Source organism: Roseivirga thermotolerans (assembly GCF_014653175.1).
In the GTDB taxonomy this organism is placed as follows: Bacteria; Bacteroidota; Bacteroidia; order Cytophagales; family Cyclobacteriaceae; genus Roseivirga; species Roseivirga thermotolerans.
Genome location: NZ_BNAG01000004.1, coordinates 564959 through 589844, shown reverse-complemented (window position 1 = coordinate 589844; position 24886 = coordinate 564959). Strand labels below are relative to the sequence as shown.

The window sequence follows — 24886 nt, the reverse complement described above, 5'->3', positions numbered from 1 at the left end:
AATGAGGAGCAGCGAGTTGTAGAGTACCCATCAATTCAATTAAGGCCGTGTATAGTTGATGCAATAGGGCTTTAATCTTTATCTTCCCCAAAATATTCATTCATGGACCGTAGAAAATTTTTGGGTAGCAGTCTTCTGGCCAGTGCACTTTCAGTTTTCCCCCACCAGTGGAGCCGTTCTTCGACAAGGGCAGAGACTTTTCAGCTAAACTACGCGCCTCACTTTGGTATGTTCAGACATTCGGCCCCGGGAGGCGTTTTAAATGAACTCGATTTTATGGCCGAACAAGGCTTTCGGTCGTTGGAAGACAACGACATGAAAAAGCGCCCCTTAGAGCAGCAACGGCAGATTGCAGCGCGAATGGAAAAGCATAACATGCAAATGGGTGTTTTTGTGGCCCATACTATTTTTTGGACTGAGCCTAACCTGGCCGGTGGAAAAGCCGAGGGCAGAGAGCTCTTTCTAAAAGAAATTCAAGAATCGGTAGAGGTAGCCAAGCGTGTAAATGCTAAGTGGATGACCGTGGTACCCGGGCATGTAGACCTAAGAAAAGACATGGGTTACCAGACCGCCCATGTGGTAGAAAGCCTCAAGCGGGCCGCTGAAATTCTTGAACCCCATGGACTCGTAATGGTACTGGAGCCTCTAAATAAGCGCGATCACCCCGGTTTATTTTTGACCAAAGCGGCACAAGCCTATGAGATTTGTAAAGCCGTAGATAGTCCTTCCTGTAAAATTCTGTTCGATATATATCACCAGCAGATAACCGAGGGCAACCTCATTCCTAACATAGAGGCCTCATGGGAGGAGATTGCATACTTTCAGGTAGGCGATAATCCGGGAAGGAGAGAGCCAACTACAGGAGAAATCAATTATCTCAATGTGTTCAAACACATTCATGCCAAAGGATTCAATGGAATCATAGGGATGGAGCATGGTAACAGTCGGCCCGGAGCTGATGGAGAAATGGCCGTTATTGAGGCATACCGTAAAAGTGATTCATTCTGATGACCCGGAGCGATTGTAAGTGTGGTTTTGCAAATGCTTGGAATGAGAGTATACCAAAGGGAGAGGGGGAATTCCAAATCACCCTTTCACCCTCAGTATTTAAAAACCATCAGTGAGCAGCGTATTTATCGGCTCAGTTCAGTTTTTTGGCAATGGCTTCAATGGTTTTCTTACTGTTACCTATAAATATTTCGCCATCAATCAGAAACACCGGACGCTTCAGAAAGGTGTACTCATTTAAGATATGCTGCTTCATTTCATCTTCAGAAAGTTCTTTTTCATGAAGCCCAAGCAATCTGTATTTTCTGGCCACCTTACTAAAAAGGCTTTCGTAGCTTCCGGCAAGAGCTCTCATTTCACTGAGCTGGTCGGGTGTAATTGGTTCGTTTTTAATGTCTTGTGTTTCAAAATCTGACAAATCGAAACCATCCATAATGCGCTTACAGGTATTGCAGGTAGAGAGGTAGTAAACTTTTCTCATCTTTAATTTTATTTGTCCTTTTCCAATAAAACGGCCAAAATTATCCGTTCCGAATCAATTTTGGAAAACTTTCACTTGTATGTTTTGAACAAATCATCTTTCTTGTGACGCTGTAAAAAATAACTAAACTACTAAACTGAGGGAGAGAGGTTGCTAGCCTTTCTTAAACTAAAAATCAAAAAAGACCATGAAAAGACTATCTAGAGTTGTTTTAGCCGCTGTTTGCTTTGCCTTCGTATCTGTTGCCTCTATGGCACAAGATGAATTGACCGATCAGGATTACAAAGATTATGCAGTGATTCTTCTAGCTCAAAAAGCAATCACTGACAAAATTAGCCCAATGGTGAACGATCTTATTGCAAGACAAGAGGGTATGACCGGCCAACGATTTCAAGAGTTGAGGTCTAAACAAGGCGAGCCGGCCAAAGATTGGGAAAAGCAATTCTTAAACCTGGTGAACAAAGAAATTAAAGAAAAGCAACAGGCTGCCACTAGTGTAGTAACTACATTGGCTAAACATAGCTTAGGTGCTTCAAAATATAACGCTGTTAAAAAAGCTTACGCACAAGGTGGCGATGCTAAGGCCAAAGTAGATGCTTTCATGGCCGATTTAGTAGAAAAGCCTTAATCAACCTTAACATACTAAAAACGAAAAGAGACTGCCCCAAGGCAGTCTTTTTTTGTGTCCAGTCCTTACTTGGAACCCATTTGGGCTTTATTCCATACAGGCAGTACGTTTCATTTTTAAACCATAAACCGCTTCAATTCGTGGTCTTTTTTTACGCATTCCATAATAATTGAATAGGTTTGTCTTTATTAGAAGAAAATACCATTCGCTTGAAGATTAAACACTGGCAAATCATTTTTCTATGCCTATGCCTTTTGGCTCCCGTAAGTGGCCATGCGCAACTTTTCAAGAAAAAGAACAAAAAGAAGAAGAGCGAAATTCAAGGCTTTGTGCTGGAAGAGGGAGTGACTCCGGAAGAGCGCCAAAAAGCTCTGGAACGTCAGTTAGTGAGTCCGGTGCGCAAAATGCTCAACCGATTCAATTTTCAGATAGAAAAGAGCTACGGCTACTTTGCCTATCAAAATCCGCTGGAGGGAGTTTCAGTAATCCGAAACCCCAGAAATGACCTTTTATACCTGGTGCCTCTTGGAGAAGAAACCGGCACCAATCTACCCGCAACAGGATATACTAACTGGTTCAATCGTTTGGAAACCACAACCATTGACTATATAGACGATGACAGTCAGATTGTACGCACCGATACGGCAAGCTTTGCATACAGCAACTCAGGCCGATACAATCCACTCACGTTGCGCGTTTCTCTTAGTCTTAAAAAATTAGACAGAGGACATTTTGAACGAACAGGAGAGAAGCGCTATCTGGACGATGACCTGATCCGAGTAGGGGGAGGTATTGGCTTTGGGGCAATGAAATTCAGGCATCCCTCTTCAGAGCAAGATGTAGACCCAATACTCAGGCGCTACAGCCTTCCTGAAACCAAACTCTCCACCACCAAGCTTTTTGGTTCTGTAAGCTATAACTTTTACTCGCTGGGCGATTTTTCCATGTTGGCCGATGTGTATGGCGGAGTGTGGAAGATAAAAGCTTCACAGGTAAATAAGGAACAGGTAACTTACGATCCCTTCTTCAATGTGGGGCTCATGTTTCAAACCACCTTTTCCAAATACTTTAAAGGCTACATAAGACCTTCGTTTGAAATGCGGTCCTATACCTTGGCCGATGACGCCATCAGTATGCCGCACAAGTTCACCATGTTTAGCATAGACCTGGGGCTTTTGCTCAAATACCCTACCTATCCGCGCAACCGGTACGTGGCCAATCAGGTGCAAATGGAGCATGTTTTCAACGGAAAAATGTATCGGGGAAGGCCATTTTATAAAAAGCAAAACCCACGCTACGGTCAAAACCGGGTAAGGCGAAAACCCGGAGGCTCATTCTTTCCAATCATCAAACAAAAGAAGTCGAAAAAAGGCAGCGGAAAAGGCAATTAAACCCTTGGTTTTTGCCCTGTCGATCGGATATTTTTTGGTATCTTGCCGCCTTAATCAAACGGACTTTTTAACCAATTTATGGCAGAAGGAGACAAGGAAACAATCATCCCGATAAACATAGAAGATGAGATGCGGGGTGCCTACATCGACTACTCCATGTCGGTGATTATCTCAAGGGCATTACCAGATGTTCGAGATGGCCTAAAACCTGTACACAGAAGGGTACTTTACGGAATGCTCGACCTTGGGGTCAACTGGAATAAACCATATAAAAAATCAGCTAGAATTGTAGGAGAGGTGTTGGGTAAGTATCACCCACACGGTGACTCTTCAGTATACGATACCATGGTGCGTATGGCCCAGGAGTGGTCGTTGCGCTATCCGCTGGTCGATGGGCAGGGTAACTTTGGTTCTATCGATGGCGATTCGCCCGCGGCCATGCGTTATACCGAGGCCAGGCTAAAGCGCATAGCAGAAGAAATGCTGGCCGATATCAACAAAGATACGGTCGATTTTCAGCTCAACTTCGATGACTCCCTCAAAGAGCCTACCGTACTGCCGGGTAAATTGCCCTGCTTGTTGGTCAATGGTTCTTCCGGTATTGCAGTGGGTATGGCCACCAACATGGCACCTCATAACCTTACGGAGGTAGTAAACGGTACCATTGCCTACATAGAAAACAATGACATTACCATAGCCGAATTGATGGAGCACATAACCGCTCCCGACTTCCCAACGGGAGGTACCATTTATGGCTATACCGGGGTAAAGTCGGCTTTCGAAACCGGAAGAGGAAGAATTGTGCTGCGGGCTAAGGCCGACATTGAGACCACCAAGAGTGGAAGAGAGCAAATTATAGTTACGGAAATTCCTTACATGGTCAACAAAGCCAGCATGATTGAAAAGACTGCGGCTTTGGTCAATGAAAAGAAGATTGAGGGTATTTCCGATATACGCGATGAGTCTGACCGGAGTGGATTACGCATTGTGTATGAGCTTAAAAAAGATGCAATTGGAAACGTGGTCTTAAACAATTTGTTTAAGTATACCCAGTTGCAATCTTCGTTTGGGGTGAACAATGTGGCTTTGGTGAAAGGCCGACCATACACCCTCAACCTCAAAGACCTCATCAAGAATTATGTAGATCACCGGCACGAGGTGGTTATCCGTAGAACGCAGTATGAGCTTAACGAAGCTGAAAAGCGTGCTCATATTTTGGAAGGATACCTCATTGCACTTGATAACCTCGATGAAGTCATCAACCTCATTCGTTCGTCCAGAGATCCGGAAATAGCCAAAAATGGGCTAATAGATAAGTTTGGTCTGTCAGAGATTCAGGCCAAAGCTATTCTGGAAATGCGACTTCAGCGTTTGACAGGCCTTGAACGCGATAAGATTAAGAAAGAGTACGAAGAGATTATGGAGCTCATTGCCCGCTTGAAGGAGATTCTTGAGAAAGAGGAGCTTCGAATGGGTATTATTAAAGACGAGCTGATTGAACTTCGCGATCGCTATGGTGATGAGCGAAGAACAGACATAGTCCATTCGGCCGAAGACTTCACCACCGAAGATATGATCCCGAACGAAGAGATGATTATCACCATCTCGCATCAGGGATATATTAAGCGTACCCTATTATCAGAATATAGAAGACAAGGCCGCGGAGGTGTGGGCGCCAGAGGTGCCGCTACCAAAGACGATGACTTTACCGAGTATCTATTCACCGGATGGACTCACAATTACCTGCTCATTTTCACAGAGTTTGGTAAAGTGTTCTGGAAAAAAGTATGGGAACTTCCGGAAGGAAGCAAGGTTTCTAAAGGACGTCCCGTTCAGAACCTGCTCAATATTGAACCCGGTGATAAAATACGGGCTGTAATTAATGCCGAAGACCTGAAAGACGAAGATTACATAAACAACCACTATGTGGTGATGTGTACAGAGTCTGGTACTATTAAGAAAACTTCGCTTGAAGCTTATTCGCGTCCGAGAACTAACGGAATCAATGCCATTACTATCCACGAAGGCGATCGTCTGCTGGAAGTAAAACTTACCAATGGCGATAACCACATCATTATTGGTAAGCGTAGTGGCAAGGTAGTTCACTTCCACGAGAGCGATGTACGAGCCATGGGTCGTACGGCTGCAGGAGTGAGGGGAGTAACCCTTGAAGGTGACGATGATAAGGTAATTGGCATGGTATGTGTTTCTAGAGATGATGCTAATCTGTTAGTCGTTTCTGAAAAAGGCTACGGAAAGCGCTCTCCAATAGATGATTACCGAATTACCAAGCGAGGTGGTAAAGGCGTAAAGACCATTAACATTACTGAAAAAACAGGTAACTTAGTGTCTATCAAAGAGGTAATCGACTCTGATGACTTGATGATTATCAATAAATCGGGAATTACCATTAGAATTTCTGTAGCTGATTTGCGTGTAATGGGTAGAGCTACCCAGGGCGTTAAACTAATCAGACTGCAGGAAGGCGATGAGATTTCTTCTGTAGAGAAAATTGAACAAATGGAAGAAGATGCGGAGCTTGACAATGAGCTTACCGATGAAAACAATGAGGGCGGAGAAGAGACCACCTCAGAAACTACTGAATAATTATTGAAACTAAAATTAGACTAATACTCATGAAAAAACTGTTTTTCACATTTGCGCTTTCATTTCTGGTAATGGGAGCGTTTGCACAAAAGAAAGTACTTAAAGACGCTCAGAAAGCCTTTAGAAAGGGCGAAATGGAGTCGGCTATTGAGCTGGCTACTCAGGCTACTCAAGATGCTGAAACCGGTGCAGAAGCGGATGTATACTTATTGCTGGGCGATATTTATAAAGAGAAATATGTACAAGATGGGAAAACCGATGCCGAGCTGGCCAAAACCAGCTATGAGTGGTACCAAAAAGCTATAGAAAAGGGTGGCGATAAAGTGAAAGAAGACCTGATGAAAGAAGCGGTGGTAAACCCTCAGGATCCGACCAAAACCCTTGGTGGTGGTGGTCTTGGCCAGTTAGAAGCTTTCTTGCTCGACAGAGGTAATAAAGCGCTGGAAGAGGAAGATTACGAAACAGCCTACCAGTTGCTGCGCGTAGCCACCATGATTAGAACTGAAATTGCCAAAGATTTCTTCGTAGGTTATGCTGCACAGAATGCAGAAGCCGATGATGTGGCTTATGAGTACTACAAGAAAGTAATTGCTTACGATGAGGAGTACGAGAATAAGAACTACGCCTACAACATGGTTATTCAGCACCAAATGGAGAACGAGATGTTCGATGCAGCCTTGGCTTCAATCAGAGCAGCTCAGAAGGCTTTCCCTGAAGATGATATTTACAGACAGTGGGAGGTAGATGTACTTATTCAGACTAAGAAAATGGACGAGGCCATTGAAAACCTCAAGAAGCTTATCGAAGGTGGTAATGCTGAAAAAAATATCTACTACATGTTGGCTTACCTGCAATGGAACAACGATAACCTGGATGATGCCGAGAAGAACGCTAAAAAAGCGCTAGAGCTAGACCCTAACTACGCAGAAGCTCTATACGTAGCCGCTTCAGTAATCTATAATAAAGGTGCGGCCTTTATGACTGAAGCCAATACCACAATGGATGATGATGCGAAATATAAGGAGCTAAAGGACAAGGCTCTGGCTAAATTCAAAGAAGCCATGCCAATGTTCGAAAAGGCAGTTGCTGCCGATCCGAACGATGTGTACTCACTAAGACCGTTGAGTACCATCTATGATCAGTTAGGAATGGATGCTAAGCGTGATGAGATACTGGATAGATTAGAAAAACTCGAAGGAGGTAACTAATCAAAATAAAGGGAGGTTGAGGAGCCTCCCTTTATAAATGAATTTATTATTTAACATAATGTAAATTGAACTTCTTTAAGCCTGCATTATGTTAAAAGGGTAGGAGGCTAACCCTGTATATGTTCCATTTTGAGGCATATAAACAAGGGCATACCGTTTTTTTGCATGCCCTAATATACCTAAATATTGGTATTCCACAATATAATTTTTCTAATATTATACTGGTTGTGGTTCTTCTATAATTTGCCAGCCCAATTGGTTATTTTCTACACCATCTGAAGAATAAACACGTACATAATTGTCCTGTACATCAAAAAAGTTTGTGTCGTCTACGCTTCTCAAATCGTAGTTGTCTGTATTCCAAATATCACCACCGTTTGACTGGGTTTTAAAGGCTTTCAGCCACTTAAAACATTTTTGTGTCTGACCATCTTCAAAAAACACTGGTGAATCATCCGATAAATTCCTTAAAGCCCATATTTGATTTTGAGACCAAACAAACCTATGATGCCCATTAGAAACATACTCCGCGTCATCGGGGCGCAAGTCACGATTAAATATATATGAACTGTCGGGCTGACGATTATATACTTTGATATAGGTATTGTCTAAAAACACATGTCTCATCCAGAGACTAGAACCAGAGGCCGACAAATCCCCTGAATATGTCTGAAAACCTAAGAAAGCGGTAAGGATAGAATAAGTACCGATAAGTGCTTGATCGGGGTCTATTGGTTCAACTGTATTACCACCGCCAGAACCCAAAGGATTAAAAAACTTACCATTGGTATAAATTTGGTGGGTTCCCTTGCCCCTATAATCGTAACCCTTCCCCATATAATCAAAAAATTTAGGGTTATTTATTCCCATCAACTCTAAAGGAGAAAGGTTATTATTAACAAAATCAATGCTTGGGGTTACCATTATTAAACCCTCATCATTAACGGCATATACAACTGCATGGTCATAATCAGCAAAATAGGTTATTACTCCACTTTCGCTAATAGACGCTTTAAAAGCCTTAAACACACCTTCTGGCGTTCTTCCAAATACTATCATTTCTGTTTTCTTTTCTTTCGTTTCTTATCAATAAAATCAATGAGGAAATAGGAGAGAACGGCAGTTACTATCTGGCCGACCTCTGGGGCAAAATGGGAGAGAGACAACCCCGTAAAAAGTCCCGTAACAATCGAAAAACCTTTGGTCATTGATACATGTATTTAGGAAGCTTGTACATCAGTTTATTATTCAAAAATTCAACCGTATCATTTTTTAAATCTGATGTGGTCCTAGTGAATTGTGGGTAAACCTTCCTTACCTGTTTCCATGTCTCAAAATCCAATTTCATCAAAATATTAAATGCCCGTTGATCATCTTCGGTTGAACCTCTAAGTGACCATTTAGAAATACTTTTATGAATCCCAAAGGCATGCGCTAAGTCATTAGCATACTCTATTATTTGTTCCTCTGTTGCTGTGCTAGTCGGCTGTGTAATTGCGCCAAATTTCTGTTTTACTTCCTCCAATAAAGTCTTTGGAGTGCCTTGTAAAGCCTTTCTGATGAAAGGCCAAACAAGGATTGCAAGAACGATAGAACCTAAGATTTTAAAATTTGTTGGGGTAAGATATTTTTTAAGACTTACCTTTTTTAAGCCGCCAAACAATGAAGGCAGTAACGATAATAGCAAGGGCATATAAAATGTTGTTTTGAATTCGTGGTACTTTAAGATATTGAGCCTGCCAAGCAGTTAAATAATTTGGGTCGGTAGCATATCCAGTTCGAAGCGTTGAAAGCATATATTCTCCATCGTTGCTCAAATCAACTTTAAACTGCAGTTGTCTATCAAAATAATCTCTTATGCTTTGGTAACGGCTTGAATAAGTTGCTGACCCCTCTTTCCCTATTCTTTCTGGACTATCATCATCCCATTTTCGTGAATTGGGTTGCATGCCGAACAGGTTGTTTCCCTTAAGAAATACACCCGATGTAAAGTTTCCCGTTTCATGAACAGCTTGTGCATATATAACACGTGTTGATATATTTCTAAACTGTCGATAAAGCAGGTTCTTTATCAGAAGTATTTGAAGGTAGATTTTGAGTTTGATCATTTTCATACTTTTTAGGGTCTGACTTATATTCCTTTAATTCGTCAAGAGCATATTCTAATACACTAATGACAGCTACTAAGACGGCCTGTTTTAAGGCCGCCCCAGCTAGTTTTTTAAAAAACCTTTTCATCTGCTATAACTGTAATCTATGAATGAAACAGCACCAGTCACTTTAACACCATTAGCCGTTTTGCCGCCTCTAGTGTTCAGCGAACAAACAACATCAACCTCCGAAATAACGACCTGTTGTTTGTCTGGGTAGTAGTATGCATCGAGTTTCGAAACTTGAAAGGCATATCTATTTTTACAAATTGCCAGACAATACATATAGTCACGGCCACCTTCGGTTTTCTTCATTTCGCCAGCCTTGTTTGGAAAGACAGTTATATCAATCATTCCTGCCTTTGTCAATACCCAACCTTTGAAGTAATCAGAACCGTTTTTATCGGTTTTCTTTTCAAATGCTGAACGCTTTACGCCATCCCAATCATCTGATTTTTTATTGTTGTTTCTTCTTGACATAACTTTACACGTTTAAAGTTTTCTTGGTTTTGGCCTTGAGCCTTTACGAAACTTTTTCCAAGCCCAGACACCTATGGCCAAAGCTGCGACTAAACCAAGCCCGATTTTAACCCGGGTATCTGATAGGAGGGATTTAGCTTTTGCCATCCAGTTTGTAAATTGTTCTTTCATAACTGTTTTTGAGTTTTCACTTTTTGGGGCAGTTGTTTGAGTTTGTTTTGTTCCTTTGAACAAATCCAAAATTTTCTGAGCAGTACCGAGCGCGCCCCCTTGTGGCTCAACCGCTGTTTGAATCTGTTCATTTGATCTTTCGTTTCTTGTCATTTTCTGACCTGTTAAAGCTGTTAAACCTGATTGAATGAATGATGCGCCAGGCACGAGATCAGAAGCAAGAGAAGTAAGAGGGGTCGCAATATTTGCCACCTTGTTCACTGCTGTACTTACCCACGTTTCACCGTCTCGAATGACATTGTTTTTTGATTTCCTGAAATTTCGCCTTACGTTCTTTTTGCAGTCTCGTTTGGCCTTTCCTTTCAGTGTTTTACATTCGTCCAACGCCTCTTTTTTTGCAGCCCGCAACTCTTTGCGGGCTGCCTTTGCTTCACCTCCTTTAAGAGTTGAATAAACCTCAACTGCACCTTCGTTTAAGTTGATGCCGCGCATATTATCTTATCATTTCAAATTGAACGGCATTTCCAGCAGCTTTCAAAAATTCCACTTCTCGATAGTTAGCAACATTGAGAATTGCAATGTCCTGAGTGAAACCCACTTTAGCATAAATGCCGTCTATGGTTCCTTCGGTCAATTGTTGCTCATGTGTGAAGTCATTACCCTGACTTTCCATTGCGCGAATACCTACTTTCGTGTATTTCCTGTTACCGCCTGATTTAACCAACTGACAGTTGATTTCAGAAAGGTTTGAAACACCGCGTATGGCCATGAATCTGAAACCCTCAGTGTTCAATGTCATTGTAGTCTTTTCGGCTATGAAAACGTTCTGATCAAAGATTTGCAGAGAACCGTTTGTTTCGTTTCCGTCCAAGAACTCAACCGCGTACCTTTCAGCAGCTTTCAAACCTTCCATTTCGAGAACGAACTCCTCGTTTTCTGAGAGGTCGAGAGCGCCACCAATAGCCACAGGGATAACGAAATAGGTCAAGCCATCCATGACAAAACCACCGCCCAAACCGTGAACGCTAAGAGCAACCACAGACAAAAGGTTAATTTTCGTTGCCCCTCTTTCTGAGCCATTTGGACTTTCGATGTAATATGTTAGCGTTTCATTGGTTAACGCGTCCACATCACTAACACCAATGGCAACTGCGCCAATCGGTCTATTAACGGTGAGCTTACCCGTCTTTAAAGCTCCAGTAGCATTGTATCCTTCCATGCCTTATTTGTTGTTTTGAATTTGTATTACAAAGGTTGGAGGGTTAAGGCTAAACCATTGTCGTTTTGGCGCATTTATTAGATTATTCCAAAATCTTTTAAATTTTGTTCAGTTGGGTAACCGTATTTTATACCCATTGAATCACGCCACTGTTGAACCTTTCGTTGAGCGGTTCGAACTGAACACCCAAACTTCCATGCGATATATTTAGGTGTTATTTTGTCCATTCCTGAATGTCTAAGTGAAGGAATTCAAAATTAAAATGTGGGTTTTCGTACTCTTTAATGAAGTCTTTAAGCCAATATTCAACCTTCATCAAAAAGTATTCTTTCAAAACCTCATTTGCATTCAAAAGAGTACTAAGACAATACGCCCAATTTTCGCAGTTGTCGGCCTCATAATATGATCTGAAAACCCTCTTAACGTGTATTTTTTGACTGTAAAGAGTGTTCTTCTTTTTGCGTCTACCAATACGCTCAATGTCATGCCCTCCATAAGTATGATCAAGCTGGTAGGGCAGAGGGTTAAGACCTTCCAGACTGTTTATTTCTTCACCTGATGGAGTCAAAAAGACGTAGAAGTTTTTATTAGCAAATTCGATAATTGATTGAATATTAACTTGACGAATTACAGCCATCCAAAAATTACGGTCGGTTTCTTTGATGTCAGAAACTGAAAGCGTTTTTAGCCAATTATCATGTAGTTGAAATTCAGTTCTATAAACCCGTTCATTACCAAAAATAGCTTTATGATACTCCGTTATGTGTGCTTTTGGTTTGTCAGTATTTTCGATCGTTTTATCGTAAACCCTCAAATGCTTATTTCTGGATGATCTTTTGCCAATGCCCAAACCAGTCAACCTTCGGTTGTCTGTTTTGTCTTGATGGTGCATTGAAGGTTCATTGAGTGGACGGCCTTTCTTTTCAATTCGATTAGCATACCATAATTCGAAAAGTTCCAAATCCTCACGAGAATTTTTATCAATATAAAAATCAAGCCTTTCGAAACCTTTGGGGATGAGTTGCCAAAATTCAATAAGATGTTCAAGGACTATATAATAGTTCAAGGAATCTTTACGATAGAAGCAATGGTTTGATATTTGAACCTTTGCCAATTGTTTGTCTTGGATAAATGGATTCTTAGGTTCATACAAAAGAACTCCAATGTTCTCAAACTCATTAGAACCATTGAGCATAAAAATTTGAGCCCTTTGGTTAAAATGACGAGTCCCAAACGGTTCATATGTTAATTTGAGTTTGGGCGACTCACTAAAAATATGGTTTTCGCTCCTAGTGAAATTCATAATGCAATAGTCTATTCCTATTGAGCATTTGAAGCCCTGTGGGCTTCGTTGAAATTTCACTTGTTGCGCGTTAGACCTAACGCGCTCGTGAAAATCGGAGTCACGTAATTCTGGGTTTTGTTGAAAGATTGTCATTTAAATGTGATTTTGTTGGTAGCAAAAATTTGAGAAGTCCTCTGCAGTGGACGATTAACCAGGTTAATTGTCCACTGCAGAAGACACTAACAGTTACGAGTTGGATATTTGAAATCAACCAACATAGTCTTCTCGTACCTATGTTTTCGATAACATTTATCACACAGCCAAAAGCGTTTAATACATGCAAACATCATTTGAAACATGTATTTCTCATATTGTTTCTTATTACAGCATGAACAGTAATGTCTTGTATTTTCCATATCAATAGATGTTTATTCGTCTTTTGTCAAAATATGCGAGTTGTACAGTCCTTTCTTTAGATTGATTAAGACCGTAGAGAATGGCAAACCTGAAATTCTGCGACTTCTTAAATAAGTCCTGAAGCTTTTTAACATCCCTTGAATGTTTGACTTTGTAGTACTTCCAATTCGATTGGCCATACTTAACAGCCAGTTCCATTTTCGGGTACCTGATCAACGTACTTCTCATTTTGTGGTAAATGCGTTGTTTTGAATTAATAGGGTAGAGGGTAGACTTTGTTAGTCTGGAAAATCTGGGCATAATTCCCGGTGAGAATGTTTTTTGCCATCACTACACCCGTAGAATTTCGGTGTGTAACTTCCAGAATTTCAGGAGTAAAAAGGCTTCTTTTGAACTTTTGGCCGACTTTTAGAAGTCCCACCAATTGAACTTTGTTTTTGCTGGTTCGCTTTTTGTTTGTAATTTTCATAGCATTTAAAATTTGTTGGTAGCATCTTTTTATGCACATTTAATTAGACGTAGGAGTCATTAAATGTTAAGCCCTGCCATTTGGTAGGGCTTTCTTTTTATATCTGTTTCAAATGGTCTTCAGGAATCATTTTGAACCTGACCAATTTCAAAAGGAGGTCAGGGAGTGGAGAAGCTGGAACCTCAACAGAAAACAAATCATGAGCATGTACATGCTTAATCCTGTTAGATTCGATCGCACTTTTATTTTCCCACTGCTGAAATAAAAAATAACGAGTTTCTTCTAGGTGTTTTACAAACACCCTAAACCCGTGATAGTGGGGATGAGTAAATAGCTGAAAACTTCTGTCAAATTTCCAGCCGAGAGGTTTTAAAAGCCTGTAAAGTTGGTTGATGAGTACGGGCGAGCGTTTACGCCCGTTACTCTGTACTGATGTTGGTAGCATCTGTTTTTCTGTTGCAAAGTTGTTAATACTAGCAGTTTAGGGCTATGATAAAAATCATAGATTAAAACTGAATATTTATGCACTTAACAAACCCTTTGGAATATAACAATACTAATTATTTGAATTAGTATAATCATATTTAACATAATGTAAATTATATAACAAACGCATGAAATGCGGTATTCAGGCAAAACCCCGTTGGCGCTTGTTACATAATGACATTATGTTAACCCCGCAGTCGCGGGGACATTGACGTTCTCGTTCCTTTAGAAAGTTCTTTAAGGATTGCGGCAGATTCAGCGACCGAACCCTTTTGTCATATAATTTGCGTTATGTGTAAATTGCCCCGCGGCCATTGCGCTGCGTGGCAAAACACTCTGTGTTGTCTGCTGCGCATCCAAGAGAATTTTGCCACCCGACCCGCTCAGCCCTGAGCCATGCCCACAAATGCCTTTTTCCTTTTTTACCCACGCGCGAGAGAAAAATTCATTCTTCACGCCTTCGTCTTTGATTGAAGTTTGTTCTGGTCTGACTATGCATCGATCATACGTGCGAAATCCAGAGCTTGTACGCTCCATTCTACTAGATGAAAAATTCTACGCGATTCTCAGAGAGTTAAGAATTCAGGTATTCGTTTCTAATTGAAACGTAATCGGATTGTCTGTGTAGGAATTGTGTGGCGCAGATCAGAAAGCTGGAATGAACGGTGGTGGTTTCTCCGGCTGATGGTGGCCAGCTTGTCTTCTTCTACAACTTTTGCTTGATCAAAAGTTGCGCAAAAATCAAGAAAATATATCACTTCCGCCCGCAAGGCCAACGCAAGCCCCGGCCATATTTTCGCCCAACGCGCCCCACAGATCATCGCTCACGGTCAGTTTTGAAGCTCTCTATTTAACATAATGTAAAGGTGTTCTGTTTACCGCACCAGAGGCAGCCAAATTTATGGTCGAGCCTCGGGAAATGACAAGGCTAAAATGAACTCAAAGCCGATTGCTCGCAGGCTTCGCAAACCGCTTTGGGCCTTGCATTTGCCTCGTTCTCCCATGTGGCAATGGCATGCCCTGGCGCTGGTTGCCGGGGTTCATTTAAATCTTTTTGCCATGTATAATTATCTCGTTGTCCTTCAGTTTCCGGGCTTGCCTTTTCCTGAATGCCTCAAATCTTTTGAGGTGCTGGCTTCCAACCGCTATTGTGCAAGAAAGCTTGCTATGCATAAATATTGCAAGCATGCGCTCTGGTGGGCGGCTGTGTTAAAAAATTGGGGGCCTTGATGCCCCTTTTTTGTGCTTCTCCTCTCCCCTTTTATAAATGAACGGCTTGAATTGGGTGGTTTTGAAGCGCACTAAGGATAAAGCAAAGTTATGTGCGGGGTTCGGGAAATGACAAGGGTGAAATGAATCAAAGCCGCTCTATCGAGCCGCTTTGCCCCTTGCATTTGCCTCGCTCCCTCCATGGCTGAAATGCTTTCCCCAGCGCGGTGCTGGGGGTTCATTTTAAATCGTTTCAGCTATGTTTCGTTATTTCTTCAATGTCAAAGTGAAAGCCATTAGTGGCTATGTTTATGCAGGTCGCTTGCCTATTTGCCAGTTCAGGTGCTGTTTCTCATGGCTTGGCGGTGTCTATCTCTATTATGTCCGCTTCCTCTGGTTTGAGGTCGGCATTTCAGCGCTCCCTTTTTAGGGAGCCTTTTTTTGCTTTCAAATACTACATGTAGAATGCATAAGATTCCTTAGGCATCTCATTCTCTCCTAAGTACTTCATAATCTCCCCTACCTTCCTAGCACAACCGATAGTTATCGGATATTTATTATCAAACTGAGTATTATTCCAATTCATTTTGGTCAAGCCAAGGACTTCCCTACAAACGGTCTTGGCGGATGACACACGACTAACTATTCTAATCTCTAAAGGAGCCGGAATATACATGCCGGGATATGTTTGATATTGATGGACTGACCCTCTTGTGTACAATACATATCTATCCTCAGTTAATTGAAATAGGGAGCCTCGCACAGGCGGATAAAGGCCATTTCGGAAAAATCGTAAGTCTGTTTCCATAACTGTTACAATATCATATTCCGTAATTCCTAGCTCCGCCATAGCTTGTTCAAAGCCGTCCTGTTCGTCATCATAATATTTAGAAGTCTTATGTAAGACCAATCTGCCTGGCATCATTCCGGTTGCGAACTTGTATTTCGTTAAGGCATCTTTGAGTAACGAATAAGATTGCTCGAAAGTCAAATGAGGCTTTTTGTCCTCTTTATCCTCCGTTACTGGAGTTCCACGGAGAATAACCCCTTTGCCATTTTCATTGAAAATTTGTGCAAGACTTGTTTGAATTGTCTGCTTATCCCGGCTTCTATAAAAGCCAATCCCCACAAAGCAGACTTTAGGTCGGTTCTCATCCACTTCAAGTTTCCAAGGAATTGTTTGGAGTGCCTTGTAGTAAAGAGCGGTACATAAGTTCCATGCCTTTGTTGCGGCATCTTGGGACTTTTTGTTGTCGTGCAATATGTATTCTCTGATAATCTGAATTGGAACATTAAACCGCATGGCTCTTGCCTTCAATGCACGTCTGAAATTAGTCTCCAATTCAGGGCCATCATCATCCTCTGCCGTTCCTTCAACCGGTTCTTCGTCTTTGTTCTCTAAGACGATTTTACCTTCAAACGACTTGGGAATCACACACATTATTACATCGCAGTTCTTTATATCTGCCAAAAACTTAATATTTTCCTCGAACAGCTTAACTGCATCCAGAATTCTTTTTTCGTGATTTGACTCCTTAGCAATTTCGGTCACATCTTTCGGGGATAATATTCGATCGTAGTTAGTATCGTATAGGAACTTCGCACAAAACCCTTGATCCTGATTGAATCCAGGAAAGGACTTGAACAAGCCTTTTTGTTTTCCTTTTGGATTTGCTGGTATAAAGCTTTCGAATCTATGAAGCCAACCCTTAAGGTTTTCAATATCTTCTTCAAGGCCAACCATTCCTATCAGCAACTGATCTTTTCTGGCCGACTGTACAGTGTCGTAAACGTTCAACCCGGATATCCCTTCTCGAGGACAGATGGTTTTCCCCTTGCCAAATATCAAAAAAGGCTCTTCTAAATACTCAGCTTTCATAACTATCAAAAAGATCTACATCGCCACTACTATCACTTAGCTTCTTTTGTACTCCTTGAGCTTCTAGATTGACCCAAATATTGTCAGGAACGATTGGTGAAAAATCAAACTTTTCAATTTGCCCTAGCTTCAGGAACTTATAGTCTCTAAATTCTTCAAATAGAGATTCATTGATGGAAGGCTGCAAGTACCTTAGAATAAAATTGAAGTGGTTGAAAACTGGCATGTTCCTCTCTGTTTTTTTTAGCCATTGGATATTTTTGAAAGCCAAGTTTGATACCCTAAAATCCGGCCACAGAAAAATCCAGTCAGGCTTAATTGCCAAAAACCATTCACCACCAAAATGCTCAAATCGAACACGAAAGGCCAAACACTTCATATTAAATACTTCCTGCTTATTCTTCAAATTCCGCTTAATGTCTACCACTTTGCGAGTTGCCTTTTTGTTACCTTTTCTCCATTCAGCAGACCTGCTCATCCACTGATCTAAAGGGTCTTTTTGGTTAGGGATGAAAGCAAAGAGACCCTCATCCTTAATCCATTTAATCTTCAACTTATGAAGTTTTGTTTCTAGGCACTTCTTTAGAAGAAATTTAAATGTTGACATATCGTCTTCTGACATGTCATAAACCTCATCACATGATAAGCGCTCAGCGGTTCCTAAATCGATTACTTCTGCCAAGGGCAAGCTTGGGTCTTGGAGATCGTGAAAGGACAATATAGAGTTTCCCCACAACACCCAATCCCCAGGAAAACGTATGTCCTTTATGCGAAGTGCCCCAATTACATAATCAAACAAAGTAGGTTTATGCTTCAACTTTAACCCTTGTTCTTTCATTTGGGCTCTAATAGCCTTCTTGTCAATATTCAGCTCTGCCCTGTATACATGATCAGGAAAGTTAACTCTGACCAGATTAGAGTAGACAGGTTCAGTCTGATTAAATAATTCGCTTTGTTTTTTCTGTATTTCTGCTTTAAGTGCTTTTTCGATTTCATCTTGAAGTTCGAACGCGTCCGAAACGGTTTTTCTAAAGAAACTTGATTCGACCCGTGCTTCAAATTGCTTTTGCGGTGACTCCTTTGAGTACGTTGTATTAAAGACGAGTATGGGTTTTCTTGACTCTAAGGCTGTTCGATACTCTAGTTCTGTAATAGACTCCTGTCCTTCAGGTTGCCAGCCGTACCTTCCACCAAGTATGAGAACATATATGTCTGATTCCAAGACTTTTTCCAAGCACGTTGTCAACGAATCTTTGCTTTGTGCTTCAATTGTGAACTCTGACATCACAGGAAAACCCCCAGCCTTTTCTACAGCTTTAAGTGCAGCTTTTCTCTCGCTAGGCATATCAGCAATCGTGCTGCTTATAAATATTTTAAGCTGTGTGGTCATGTGCCAATACTAGGTGCCTACTCAGTCCTTCTGAGAATGATTATTGTCGATCAAGTCTGTTGGATCAACGTTAAGCAGCTCTGCAATACGGAAAAGAGTCTCCAAACTCGGCTGACTACGATTCTGAACATAAGAATTAACCATGTTATAACTTTTGCCCAATTTTTCAGCTAGCCACGTTTGCTTTACACTCTTTTCTTTCAATACTTCCTTGATCCGATTCATTTTCATTCGGAGTTCCAAGGATTAAAAATAACAGTTTGTATCAATATATCTCGCAAAATGAGATATTTTTACAGTGGGAATAGTTAGATTTGATTTTATGAACGTCCGCTTGTCACAAGAACAAAGGATCAAGCTGCTTAACTCAGATGCTGTGTACAGCATCATGCAGCAAATCCTGCTGCGCGAGAACAAGATCCTTTTCATTGAGTTGATAGGCCTTGGGCAGGGGAACCGGGTGAATACGAACCCGCCTGATGTGTTCCGAATGGGCATTTACAAACTCGCGGTAAGTATGATTTTGGTGCACAATCATCCGAGTGGGCATTTAATGCCGTCAGGCTGACAGGGATTTCACAGACCGCATGCTAAAAGTCGGCAAGCTGATTAACATCAATGTGTTGGATCACCTAGTGATCTCCGAAGAGAGCTACACCAGTTTCGCGGATGAGGGAATCATTGAGGAGCTGAAAAGCTCGGGACTTTTTGAGATTGTGGAGCGGGAGAAAGCGGAGTTGAAGGAATGGCAACTGCGAATGGAAAAGCAGCGAGGTGAGCACGAGAAAGCCGAAGTCATCGCGAAGAAGATGAAGAAGGAAGGTTATGATGAAAAAGTGATCAAGAAGCTTACGGGGTTGCGGCTTGGAGAAATTCGGGAGTTATAAAATGGAACATAAGAAGCTATAAATGAAACTAATAGAACTGTCATATACAGATACTAATTGGGAATTGCGTAACCTCTGTTTGGGAGATGTTAATTTGCTAGTTGGCCAAAATGCGACAGGAAAGTCGAGGACGCTCTCAACAATAGACCTGCTTTATAAAATGATTACGCAAAAACGTGATTTGAATTGGGGGTCTAAATGGGAATTGAAGTTCATTAATCACAAGAAGCAAAGCATAGTATATCAATTTGCTACGAGTCAGAGGAAAGAAGGAGTCACCTTTGAAAAAATTACAGTTGATGGTCGACAAGTACTTTACAGAGGAGAGACAAGTAAAAGAAATATGCCTATCACCACTCTGTATTCCAGTCTTTCAAAGAAAACGGAAGAGATCTTCCCTCCAAAGGATAAGCTAGTTTTACATGTTAGACGTGATGTAAAAAACTACCCTTTTCTTGAGGATTTGGTGGAATGGGCTGAACAGTCTTATGGCTTCAAGTTTGGAAATATCAGTCCGTATTCAGGCTTTAATCAGCAGGAATACGACCTCCTTACATCCATTGAAGACATCCCTGCCCTGTACTCTTCTTTGCAAAAAGAAAACAAGTTAAAGATCATTGCTGAGTTCAATGAAATAGGGTATGCGATCACAGATATATCTATTCAGCAAAAGGGAGATTTGGTGGTAATCAATGTGCAAGAAGAAGGACTCACCAAAAAACACCCGCACTATAATCTCTCACAAGGGATGTTCAGGACGCTTTCGGTCATAATTTATCTAGAGTATTTGATCAGTAGAAAACGTCCAGCTACTGTAATCATAGATGACTTATGCGAGGGTTTAGATTACGCAAGAGCCAGCAAACTGAGTGAAATTGTCTTTGCTAAATGTAAAAAGCACAATATTCAGCTAATTGCTACATCTAATGATAGCTTCCTAATGGATAAGATTGACATTGAATATTGGAATGTGCTTGTTCGAAAAGGGAAAATTGTTGAAGTAATAAACTACCAGTCACACCCGGAATTATTTGAGCAATTCAGGTTCACCGGACTATCTAATTTCGACTTTTTTGCTTCTGATTATTTATCAAAAACAGAAATTTCTTGAAGACAGCAGTTTTTGTAGAGGGGCAAACGGAACTGATTTTGATAAGAGAAATGCTATTGAGGCATTTCGCATATCAGGAGGTTAGTATTGCTTGTTACACTCTTTTTTCGGACAATAAGCTTAACGCTACAGATTACTCATTCCCCGCTCCAAATGAATTTGCAGAAACCCATTTTCAAATAATAAATGTAGGAGGCGATAATGCTGTTTTGACGAGACTCTTGAATCGCGAACAAGAGTTGATCAATGCCGGATATGATCTAATACTTGGCCTTAGAGACATGTTTTCTGAGAATTATATCAAAATAGTGAAGGACAGAACCATCAAGAAAGAAATAAGCGACAAGTTCATTGATGGCCACAACCAACAAATTCGGAGCAAAGCCACACGGCCAGAGAGTATTCGATTTCATTTTGCGGTCATGGAAGCTGAAGCTTGGTTTCTTGGTATGCCAGAAGCATTAACGAGGATGGATAATCGGCTTACGGCTGAATACATAGAAGAGCACAGGAAGTATAATATTGATGAAATTGACCCCGAAACGGAGTTCTTTCATCCAGCCAATGAGGTTAAAGCGATTTATGAATTAGTAGGCAGACGCTACGATAAGAGCAAAGGAGATATTGACCAACTAGTAAATCAGGTTACAAAAGAAGATTACGAAACTCTGGATAGCGGAGAAAAATGTGAATCTTTCAGTAGTTTCTATAAATCACTAGTTCAAAGGTAGGATCAGAAACAAATTTTTCTCTCTTCCCTGTTGGTCGGGGCCGCGATGCCCCGCCCTGAAAAAAAGGAAAAAGCCATATCACTTCCCTGAATAAATGAGCTTTCTCCCCCACTCCGCTTTGCTCCTGGGGAAGACACTCATTTAACCAAAGCAAAGTAACATAACGCTTTAAACATTATATAACACATAGTGTTTTGCGGCCACGCAGTGGTTTACATAAGATCAGTTATCTCAACTTCAGTTAGATAACGTCAGATTTTATGTTAAAGGAATTACGGCCACGCTTGTTATATAACTCTATATTAGTTTAATCCCGAAGTATCGGGAACCGTACACTCTCGTCTTTCTTTGAAGTTCTTGGTTATCGTTTTAAGCCAGATCAATCCGGGCCGAGACTCAAGTAAGCCCGACCAAGAGATTTATAGGCAAAGTGTATTGCTCTATTTTATTGGCCAGGTTGCTTACAAATATTCAATTCTCGAGCGTTAGATTTTTTTCAATTGAGCCTGACTAATGCTACGCACTTCTCCGCAATTAGTAATTTGCCTGTAAAACACTTGAAGGCCAACCTGCCCGAATGAATTCGCTCAGGCGGGCGCTTTGTTTTGACACAGCTCACCACCAGAACGTCATTCCGGAAGTAGCGCAGCGGATATCCGGAATCTCTTAACACTCTTAGCAGAGTCTGCATAGCTCATAGGCCACCTATCTTTTATCTGTGTTCGCTTAATCACTCAAGCCCTGCCTACCGGCAGGCAGGCGCTGGGCTCATACTTTTCATTGATAAAAAGTATGTAAAAATCTAGAAGAAATAAGGCAGATTCCGCACATAAAGTGCAAAAACCGCTTTGGGCCTTGCATTTGCCTCGTTCTCCCATGTGGCAATGGCATGCCCTGGCGCTGGTTGCCGGGGTTCATTTAAATCTTTTTGCCATATATAATTAATTATCTCGTTGTCCTTCAGTTTCCGGGCTTGCCTTTTCCTGAATGCCTCAAATCTTTTGAGGTGTTGGCTTCTAATCGCTATTGCGCAAGAAAGCTTGCCATGCATAAATATTGCAAGCATGCGCTTTGGTGGGCGGCTGTTTTGAAAGATTGGGGCCTTGATGCCCCTTTTTTGTGCTTCTCCTCTCCCCTTTTATAAATGAACGGCTTGATTTGAGTGGTTTTGATGCGCACTAAGGAGAAAGCAAAGTTATGTGTTATCTTATCTTCTTCGTTTTCGCGTGAGGCTTCTTAGCGGTGTGGCTTTCAGGCTCGGTTCTTATGGCTGGGCGGCATTTATATCTTTTGTTCGCTTCCTTTGGCTCGAAGTCGGCCTTTCTAAGCTCCCTTTTTAGGGAGCTTTTTTTGCTTTCAAATTGAGCTTATAAAAGATAAACTTACTGGGGCTGATCTTCTTCATTGAAGTGCTCTTTCAAAATCCTCAAAAATGTAGAGTTTCTTATGTCTGCATCGTTAATGAAGGCATCCAACGATAGGATATAAAACCCAACATTCACATGAGTTGTGGCAGTCAAACTTAGCTTCAAAGTCCTCTCTCCATAATATAGTGTATCGGAAGAGAATAATGAGGTATAACCATTGTTCTCAAGGTACAGTTTCAGCTCATCATCAAACTCAACTATGGCATAGAACCAAATTCTTTGAATCTTATCAGGATAATACTGCATCAATTTTAAGGCACGTTTTTCAAGCTGTATAATTGCTGTAATGTTATCTTCAAGCTTTAATCCCCTTTTTTTCAATTCAACCACCACCACATCGACTTTCTCGGTCTTTTCTGGGTCATTAGAAAAGATAAGTGTAATATCAGGTTCAGAGTTATCCTTTTCCGTGTCATCCTCAGTGATCTTTTTGACCACTTCACTCATGACCTTGTCACTAAGAACCGTTTTGTAGGTCATGTATTTATCATCTAACAGCCAAGCGTTATTGTTATACAGATCTTTCATGAAGGTTGATTGGCTGTAAGTTTTACCCATGGGGACAATAAGGTTATGAATGTCAGCTTCACTATTGTTCCGGTCAATCTTCTTCAGTTTGTCAATAGTCAGCTGCCGATAAAGAATATACTCCGTGAGAGCTCTTGAAGATAGTTCAAGTGACTTCTCGTATTTATCGTCAGTTAATGAGACAGCCTCCAGAACCTCCTTTTGGTCCCTAAAGAACCTCTTTTGAGCTTTTTCAATGGACTCTTCGCGTTTCACGAAGCCAATGGTTTCTTTGTCGAAATACCCCAGGAGGTGCGGATATGTATTTGCTAATGACTCTTTGGTTTTTTTATTGCTTTCTGCAATAACCGGAATTTCCCTCTTTAGAACTTCTGAAACTTTCTTTCGAAAAATCCTCTTGACTATGCTCTTTTCTTTTTCATTCAATTTCAATTCATCTCTTGAGCCGCTCACTTTGCCATCAAAAAATGAGGAACTTAAGAGGAAAATCATTTCATAACCAAATGGTATGTTTTCATCTGAGATAATATCCATGTTTTTCGTCCTGCCATCAATACACAGTGCTGTTATAATGGTCTTTTCACCTGCTTTCTCCTTTATAGAATAGTGCAGTTCCATATTCTCGAACATTGCCAGCTCAGAAGCATCAATTGATTCAATTTTAAGGTCTTCTATTTCATTAATGGAGATGGTCTTCTTTTCTGATGCTAATTGAACTCTGGCGTCTTCTTGGTTTAGTGTTAATCGAATATTGATTTCCAACTGCTGACCATTTTGTTTCATTAAGTAGAGAATTGGATAAAAGTTCTCCAGCAGCCGCTTTTTGAGGTAACCAGGTCTTAAATAATCATGCGTAGCAATCTTTTTAAGATGATATGCCGTGAATATAAGCTCAGTTTCTTGCTTTTTACCAGAAATGTCTTGGACAGACATTTGTGATTCTTCAAAACCTGTCGAGTACTGAAATACCCGCTTTCGTTTGCCAAAATAACTGGTGATATCAACTTTATCGAAATACGACAGAAAAACTAATCGACCTAAGCCTTTATGACTATCATCTTCCACTTTCATTAACTCAGCAAACTTGTTGAATCGGTGATCAGTGAAACCCTCGCCATTATCGCGAATTACAATACGCAAAGTCTCCGGCTTACTGAGTTCTTCAATGGATATTTCAATATCAATCTTCGTGGCCCCTGCATCAATTGAATTGGCAACTGCTTCTACATAGACCAATTCAAGCGATGGATTGGTGAAAAAGTACTTTACAGCTTGCTTGAGGTTTATTTTCATTTGTTTCTATTCGATTTTGCTTCGTTTCTCTCCGCCAACAGGTCTTTAGGGTTCACATCAAGTATTTCCGCAATCCTAAACAAAAGTTCTATGCTAGGCTGGCTCCTGTTCTGCACATATGAGTTAGTCATATTATAGCTTTTACCAAGCTTTTCTGCCAGCCAAGTTTGCTTAATTCCCTTTTCTTCAAGTACCACTTTTATTCGATTCATCATCTATCGAATTAACCAAAGTGGAAGATAGCTACATTGTGATATTTATCTTAAAATTTGAGATGTTTATTTGGGAGTCGGTGCGTTCGGATTTATACTTATCTATCCGCACACATTTGCCATTCCCACTTCCCTCCCTCTCGCCAAAGAGGTCAAAAGAGTGCTCATGACTGCTCCAAAGGATGAAAAAGGGCCTCCCCTCAATCCCTAAGCTATATT

21 protein-coding genes and 1 pseudogene are annotated in these 24886 nt (G+C 41.0%); 8 read left to right on the top strand and 14 right to left on the bottom strand.

The genetic code is table 11. From position 1 onward, the window contains the following. Positions 1–102 precede the first annotated feature (102 nt). On the top strand, positions 103–1008 hold the full coding sequence (locus IE164_RS16315) for a hydroxypyruvate isomerase family protein (RefSeq protein ID WP_189631319.1): 906 nt from the start codon (positions 103–105) through the stop codon (positions 1006–1008). Between the two features lie 133 nt (positions 1009–1141). On the opposite strand, the gene IE164_RS16310 is transcribed toward IE164_RS16315, so the two are convergent. Next, positions 1142–1489: an arsenate reductase family protein gene (locus IE164_RS16310; RefSeq protein ID WP_189631318.1), complete on the bottom strand. Its 348-nt coding sequence runs from the start codon at positions 1487–1489 to the stop codon at positions 1142–1144. Positions 1490–1676: 187 nt separating this feature from the next. Between IE164_RS16310 and IE164_RS16305 the strand changes: the two genes are divergently transcribed. The 4 genes from IE164_RS16305 to IE164_RS16290 all read left to right on the top strand — a co-directional run bounded on the left by IE164_RS16305 (position 1677) and on the right by IE164_RS16290 (position 7323). Then, complete coding sequence (locus tag IE164_RS16305; RefSeq protein WP_189631317.1) at positions 1677–2117, top strand: hypothetical protein; 441 nt, start codon at positions 1677–1679, stop codon at positions 2115–2117. Positions 2118–2296: 179 nt separating this feature from the next. Next, positions 2297–3508, top strand: coding sequence for a hypothetical protein (locus IE164_RS16300; RefSeq protein ID WP_189631316.1), 1212 nt, complete (start codon positions 2297–2299; stop codon positions 3506–3508). Positions 3509–3586: 78 nt separating this feature from the next. Next, on the top strand, positions 3587–6115 hold the full coding sequence (gene gyrA, locus IE164_RS16295) for a DNA gyrase subunit A (RefSeq protein WP_189631315.1): 2529 nt from the start codon (positions 3587–3589) through the stop codon (positions 6113–6115). A 29-nt stretch (positions 6116–6144) separates the two neighbouring features. Beyond that, the gene (locus IE164_RS16290) at positions 6145–7323 is read left to right on the top strand and encodes a tetratricopeptide repeat protein (protein WP_189631314.1); all 1179 of its coding nucleotides are present in this window, start codon (positions 6145–6147) and stop codon (positions 7321–7323) included. A 216-nt stretch (positions 7324–7539) separates the two neighbouring features. On the opposite strand, the gene IE164_RS16285 is transcribed toward IE164_RS16290, so the two are convergent. From IE164_RS16285 to IE164_RS16230, 11 genes are all read right to left on the bottom strand, one after another. After that, on the bottom strand, positions 7540–8382 hold the full coding sequence (locus IE164_RS16285) for a hypothetical protein (RefSeq protein ID WP_189631313.1): 843 nt from the start codon (positions 8380–8382) through the stop codon (positions 7540–7542). Positions 8383–8527: 145 nt separating this feature from the next. After that, a complete protein-coding gene (locus IE164_RS16280) occupies positions 8528–9016 on the bottom strand; it encodes a hypothetical protein (protein ID WP_189631312.1) in 489 nt (162 codons plus the stop codon). Then, positions 8955–9431, bottom strand: coding sequence for a glucosaminidase domain-containing protein (locus IE164_RS16275; protein WP_189631311.1), 477 nt, complete (start codon positions 9429–9431; stop codon positions 8955–8957). The genes IE164_RS16280 and IE164_RS16275 overlap by 62 nt, the downstream gene beginning before the upstream one ends. A gap of 126 nt (positions 9432–9557) precedes the next feature. Then, a complete protein-coding gene (locus IE164_RS16270; RefSeq protein WP_189631310.1) occupies positions 9558–9953 on the bottom strand; it encodes a hypothetical protein in 396 nt (131 codons plus the stop codon). Positions 9954–9965: 12 nt separating this feature from the next. Then, positions 9966–10616: a hypothetical protein gene (locus tag IE164_RS16265; protein ID WP_189631309.1), complete on the bottom strand. Its 651-nt coding sequence runs from the start codon at positions 10614–10616 to the stop codon at positions 9966–9968. Between the two features lies 1 nt (position 10617). After that, on the bottom strand, positions 10618–11343 hold the full coding sequence (locus IE164_RS16260; RefSeq protein WP_189631308.1) for a hypothetical protein: 726 nt from the start codon (positions 11341–11343) through the stop codon (positions 10618–10620). 214 nt (positions 11344–11557) lie between these two features. Next, a complete protein-coding gene (locus IE164_RS16255) occupies positions 11558–12781 on the bottom strand; it encodes a hypothetical protein (protein WP_189631307.1) in 1224 nt (407 codons plus the stop codon). A 517-nt stretch (positions 12782–13298) separates the two neighbouring features. Then, positions 13299–13514 (bottom strand): hypothetical protein, encoded by a 216-nt coding sequence (locus IE164_RS16250; protein WP_189631306.1) that lies wholly within the window; start codon positions 13512–13514, stop codon positions 13299–13301. 2149 nt (positions 13515–15663) lie between these two features. Then, positions 15664–17088, bottom strand: a complete 1425-nt coding sequence (locus IE164_RS16240; RefSeq protein ID WP_189631304.1) for an argonaute/piwi family protein — start codon at positions 17086–17088, stop codon at positions 15664–15666. Further along, positions 17078–18478, bottom strand: coding sequence for a DUF4062 domain-containing protein (locus tag IE164_RS16235; RefSeq protein WP_189631303.1), 1401 nt, complete (start codon positions 18476–18478; stop codon positions 17078–17080). The genes IE164_RS16240 and IE164_RS16235 overlap by 11 nt, the downstream gene beginning before the upstream one ends. 21 nt (positions 18479–18499) lie before the next feature. Then, positions 18500–18703, bottom strand: a complete 204-nt coding sequence (locus IE164_RS16230; RefSeq protein ID WP_189631302.1) for a helix-turn-helix domain-containing protein — start codon at positions 18701–18703, stop codon at positions 18500–18502. Between the two features lie 97 nt (positions 18704–18800). Here IE164_RS16230 and IE164_RS16225 point away from each other — a divergent pair. From IE164_RS16225 to IE164_RS16215, 3 genes and pseudogenes are all read left to right on the top strand, one after another. Beyond that, positions 18801–19365 (top strand): annotated as a pseudogene (locus tag IE164_RS16225) (JAB domain-containing protein). A 22-nt stretch (positions 19366–19387) separates the two neighbouring features. Continuing rightward, a complete protein-coding gene (locus IE164_RS16220; protein WP_189631301.1) occupies positions 19388–20476 on the top strand; it encodes an ATP-binding protein in 1089 nt (362 codons plus the stop codon). Then, the gene (locus tag IE164_RS16215) at positions 20473–21207 is read left to right on the top strand and encodes a hypothetical protein (RefSeq protein ID WP_189631300.1); all 735 of its coding nucleotides are present in this window, start codon (positions 20473–20475) and stop codon (positions 21205–21207) included. The genes IE164_RS16220 and IE164_RS16215 overlap by 4 nt, the downstream gene beginning before the upstream one ends. Before the next feature lie 1382 nt (positions 21208–22589). On the opposite strand, the gene IE164_RS16210 is transcribed toward IE164_RS16215, so the two are convergent. Continuing rightward, complete coding sequence (locus IE164_RS16210; RefSeq protein ID WP_189631299.1) at positions 22590–24455, bottom strand: ATP-binding protein; 1866 nt, start codon at positions 24453–24455, stop codon at positions 22590–22592. Next, on the bottom strand, positions 24452–24670 hold the full coding sequence (locus tag IE164_RS16205; RefSeq protein WP_444544488.1) for a helix-turn-helix transcriptional regulator: 219 nt from the start codon (positions 24668–24670) through the stop codon (positions 24452–24454). Before IE164_RS16205 ends, IE164_RS16210 begins: the two co-directional genes overlap by 4 nt. Positions 24671–24886 lie beyond the last annotated feature (216 nt).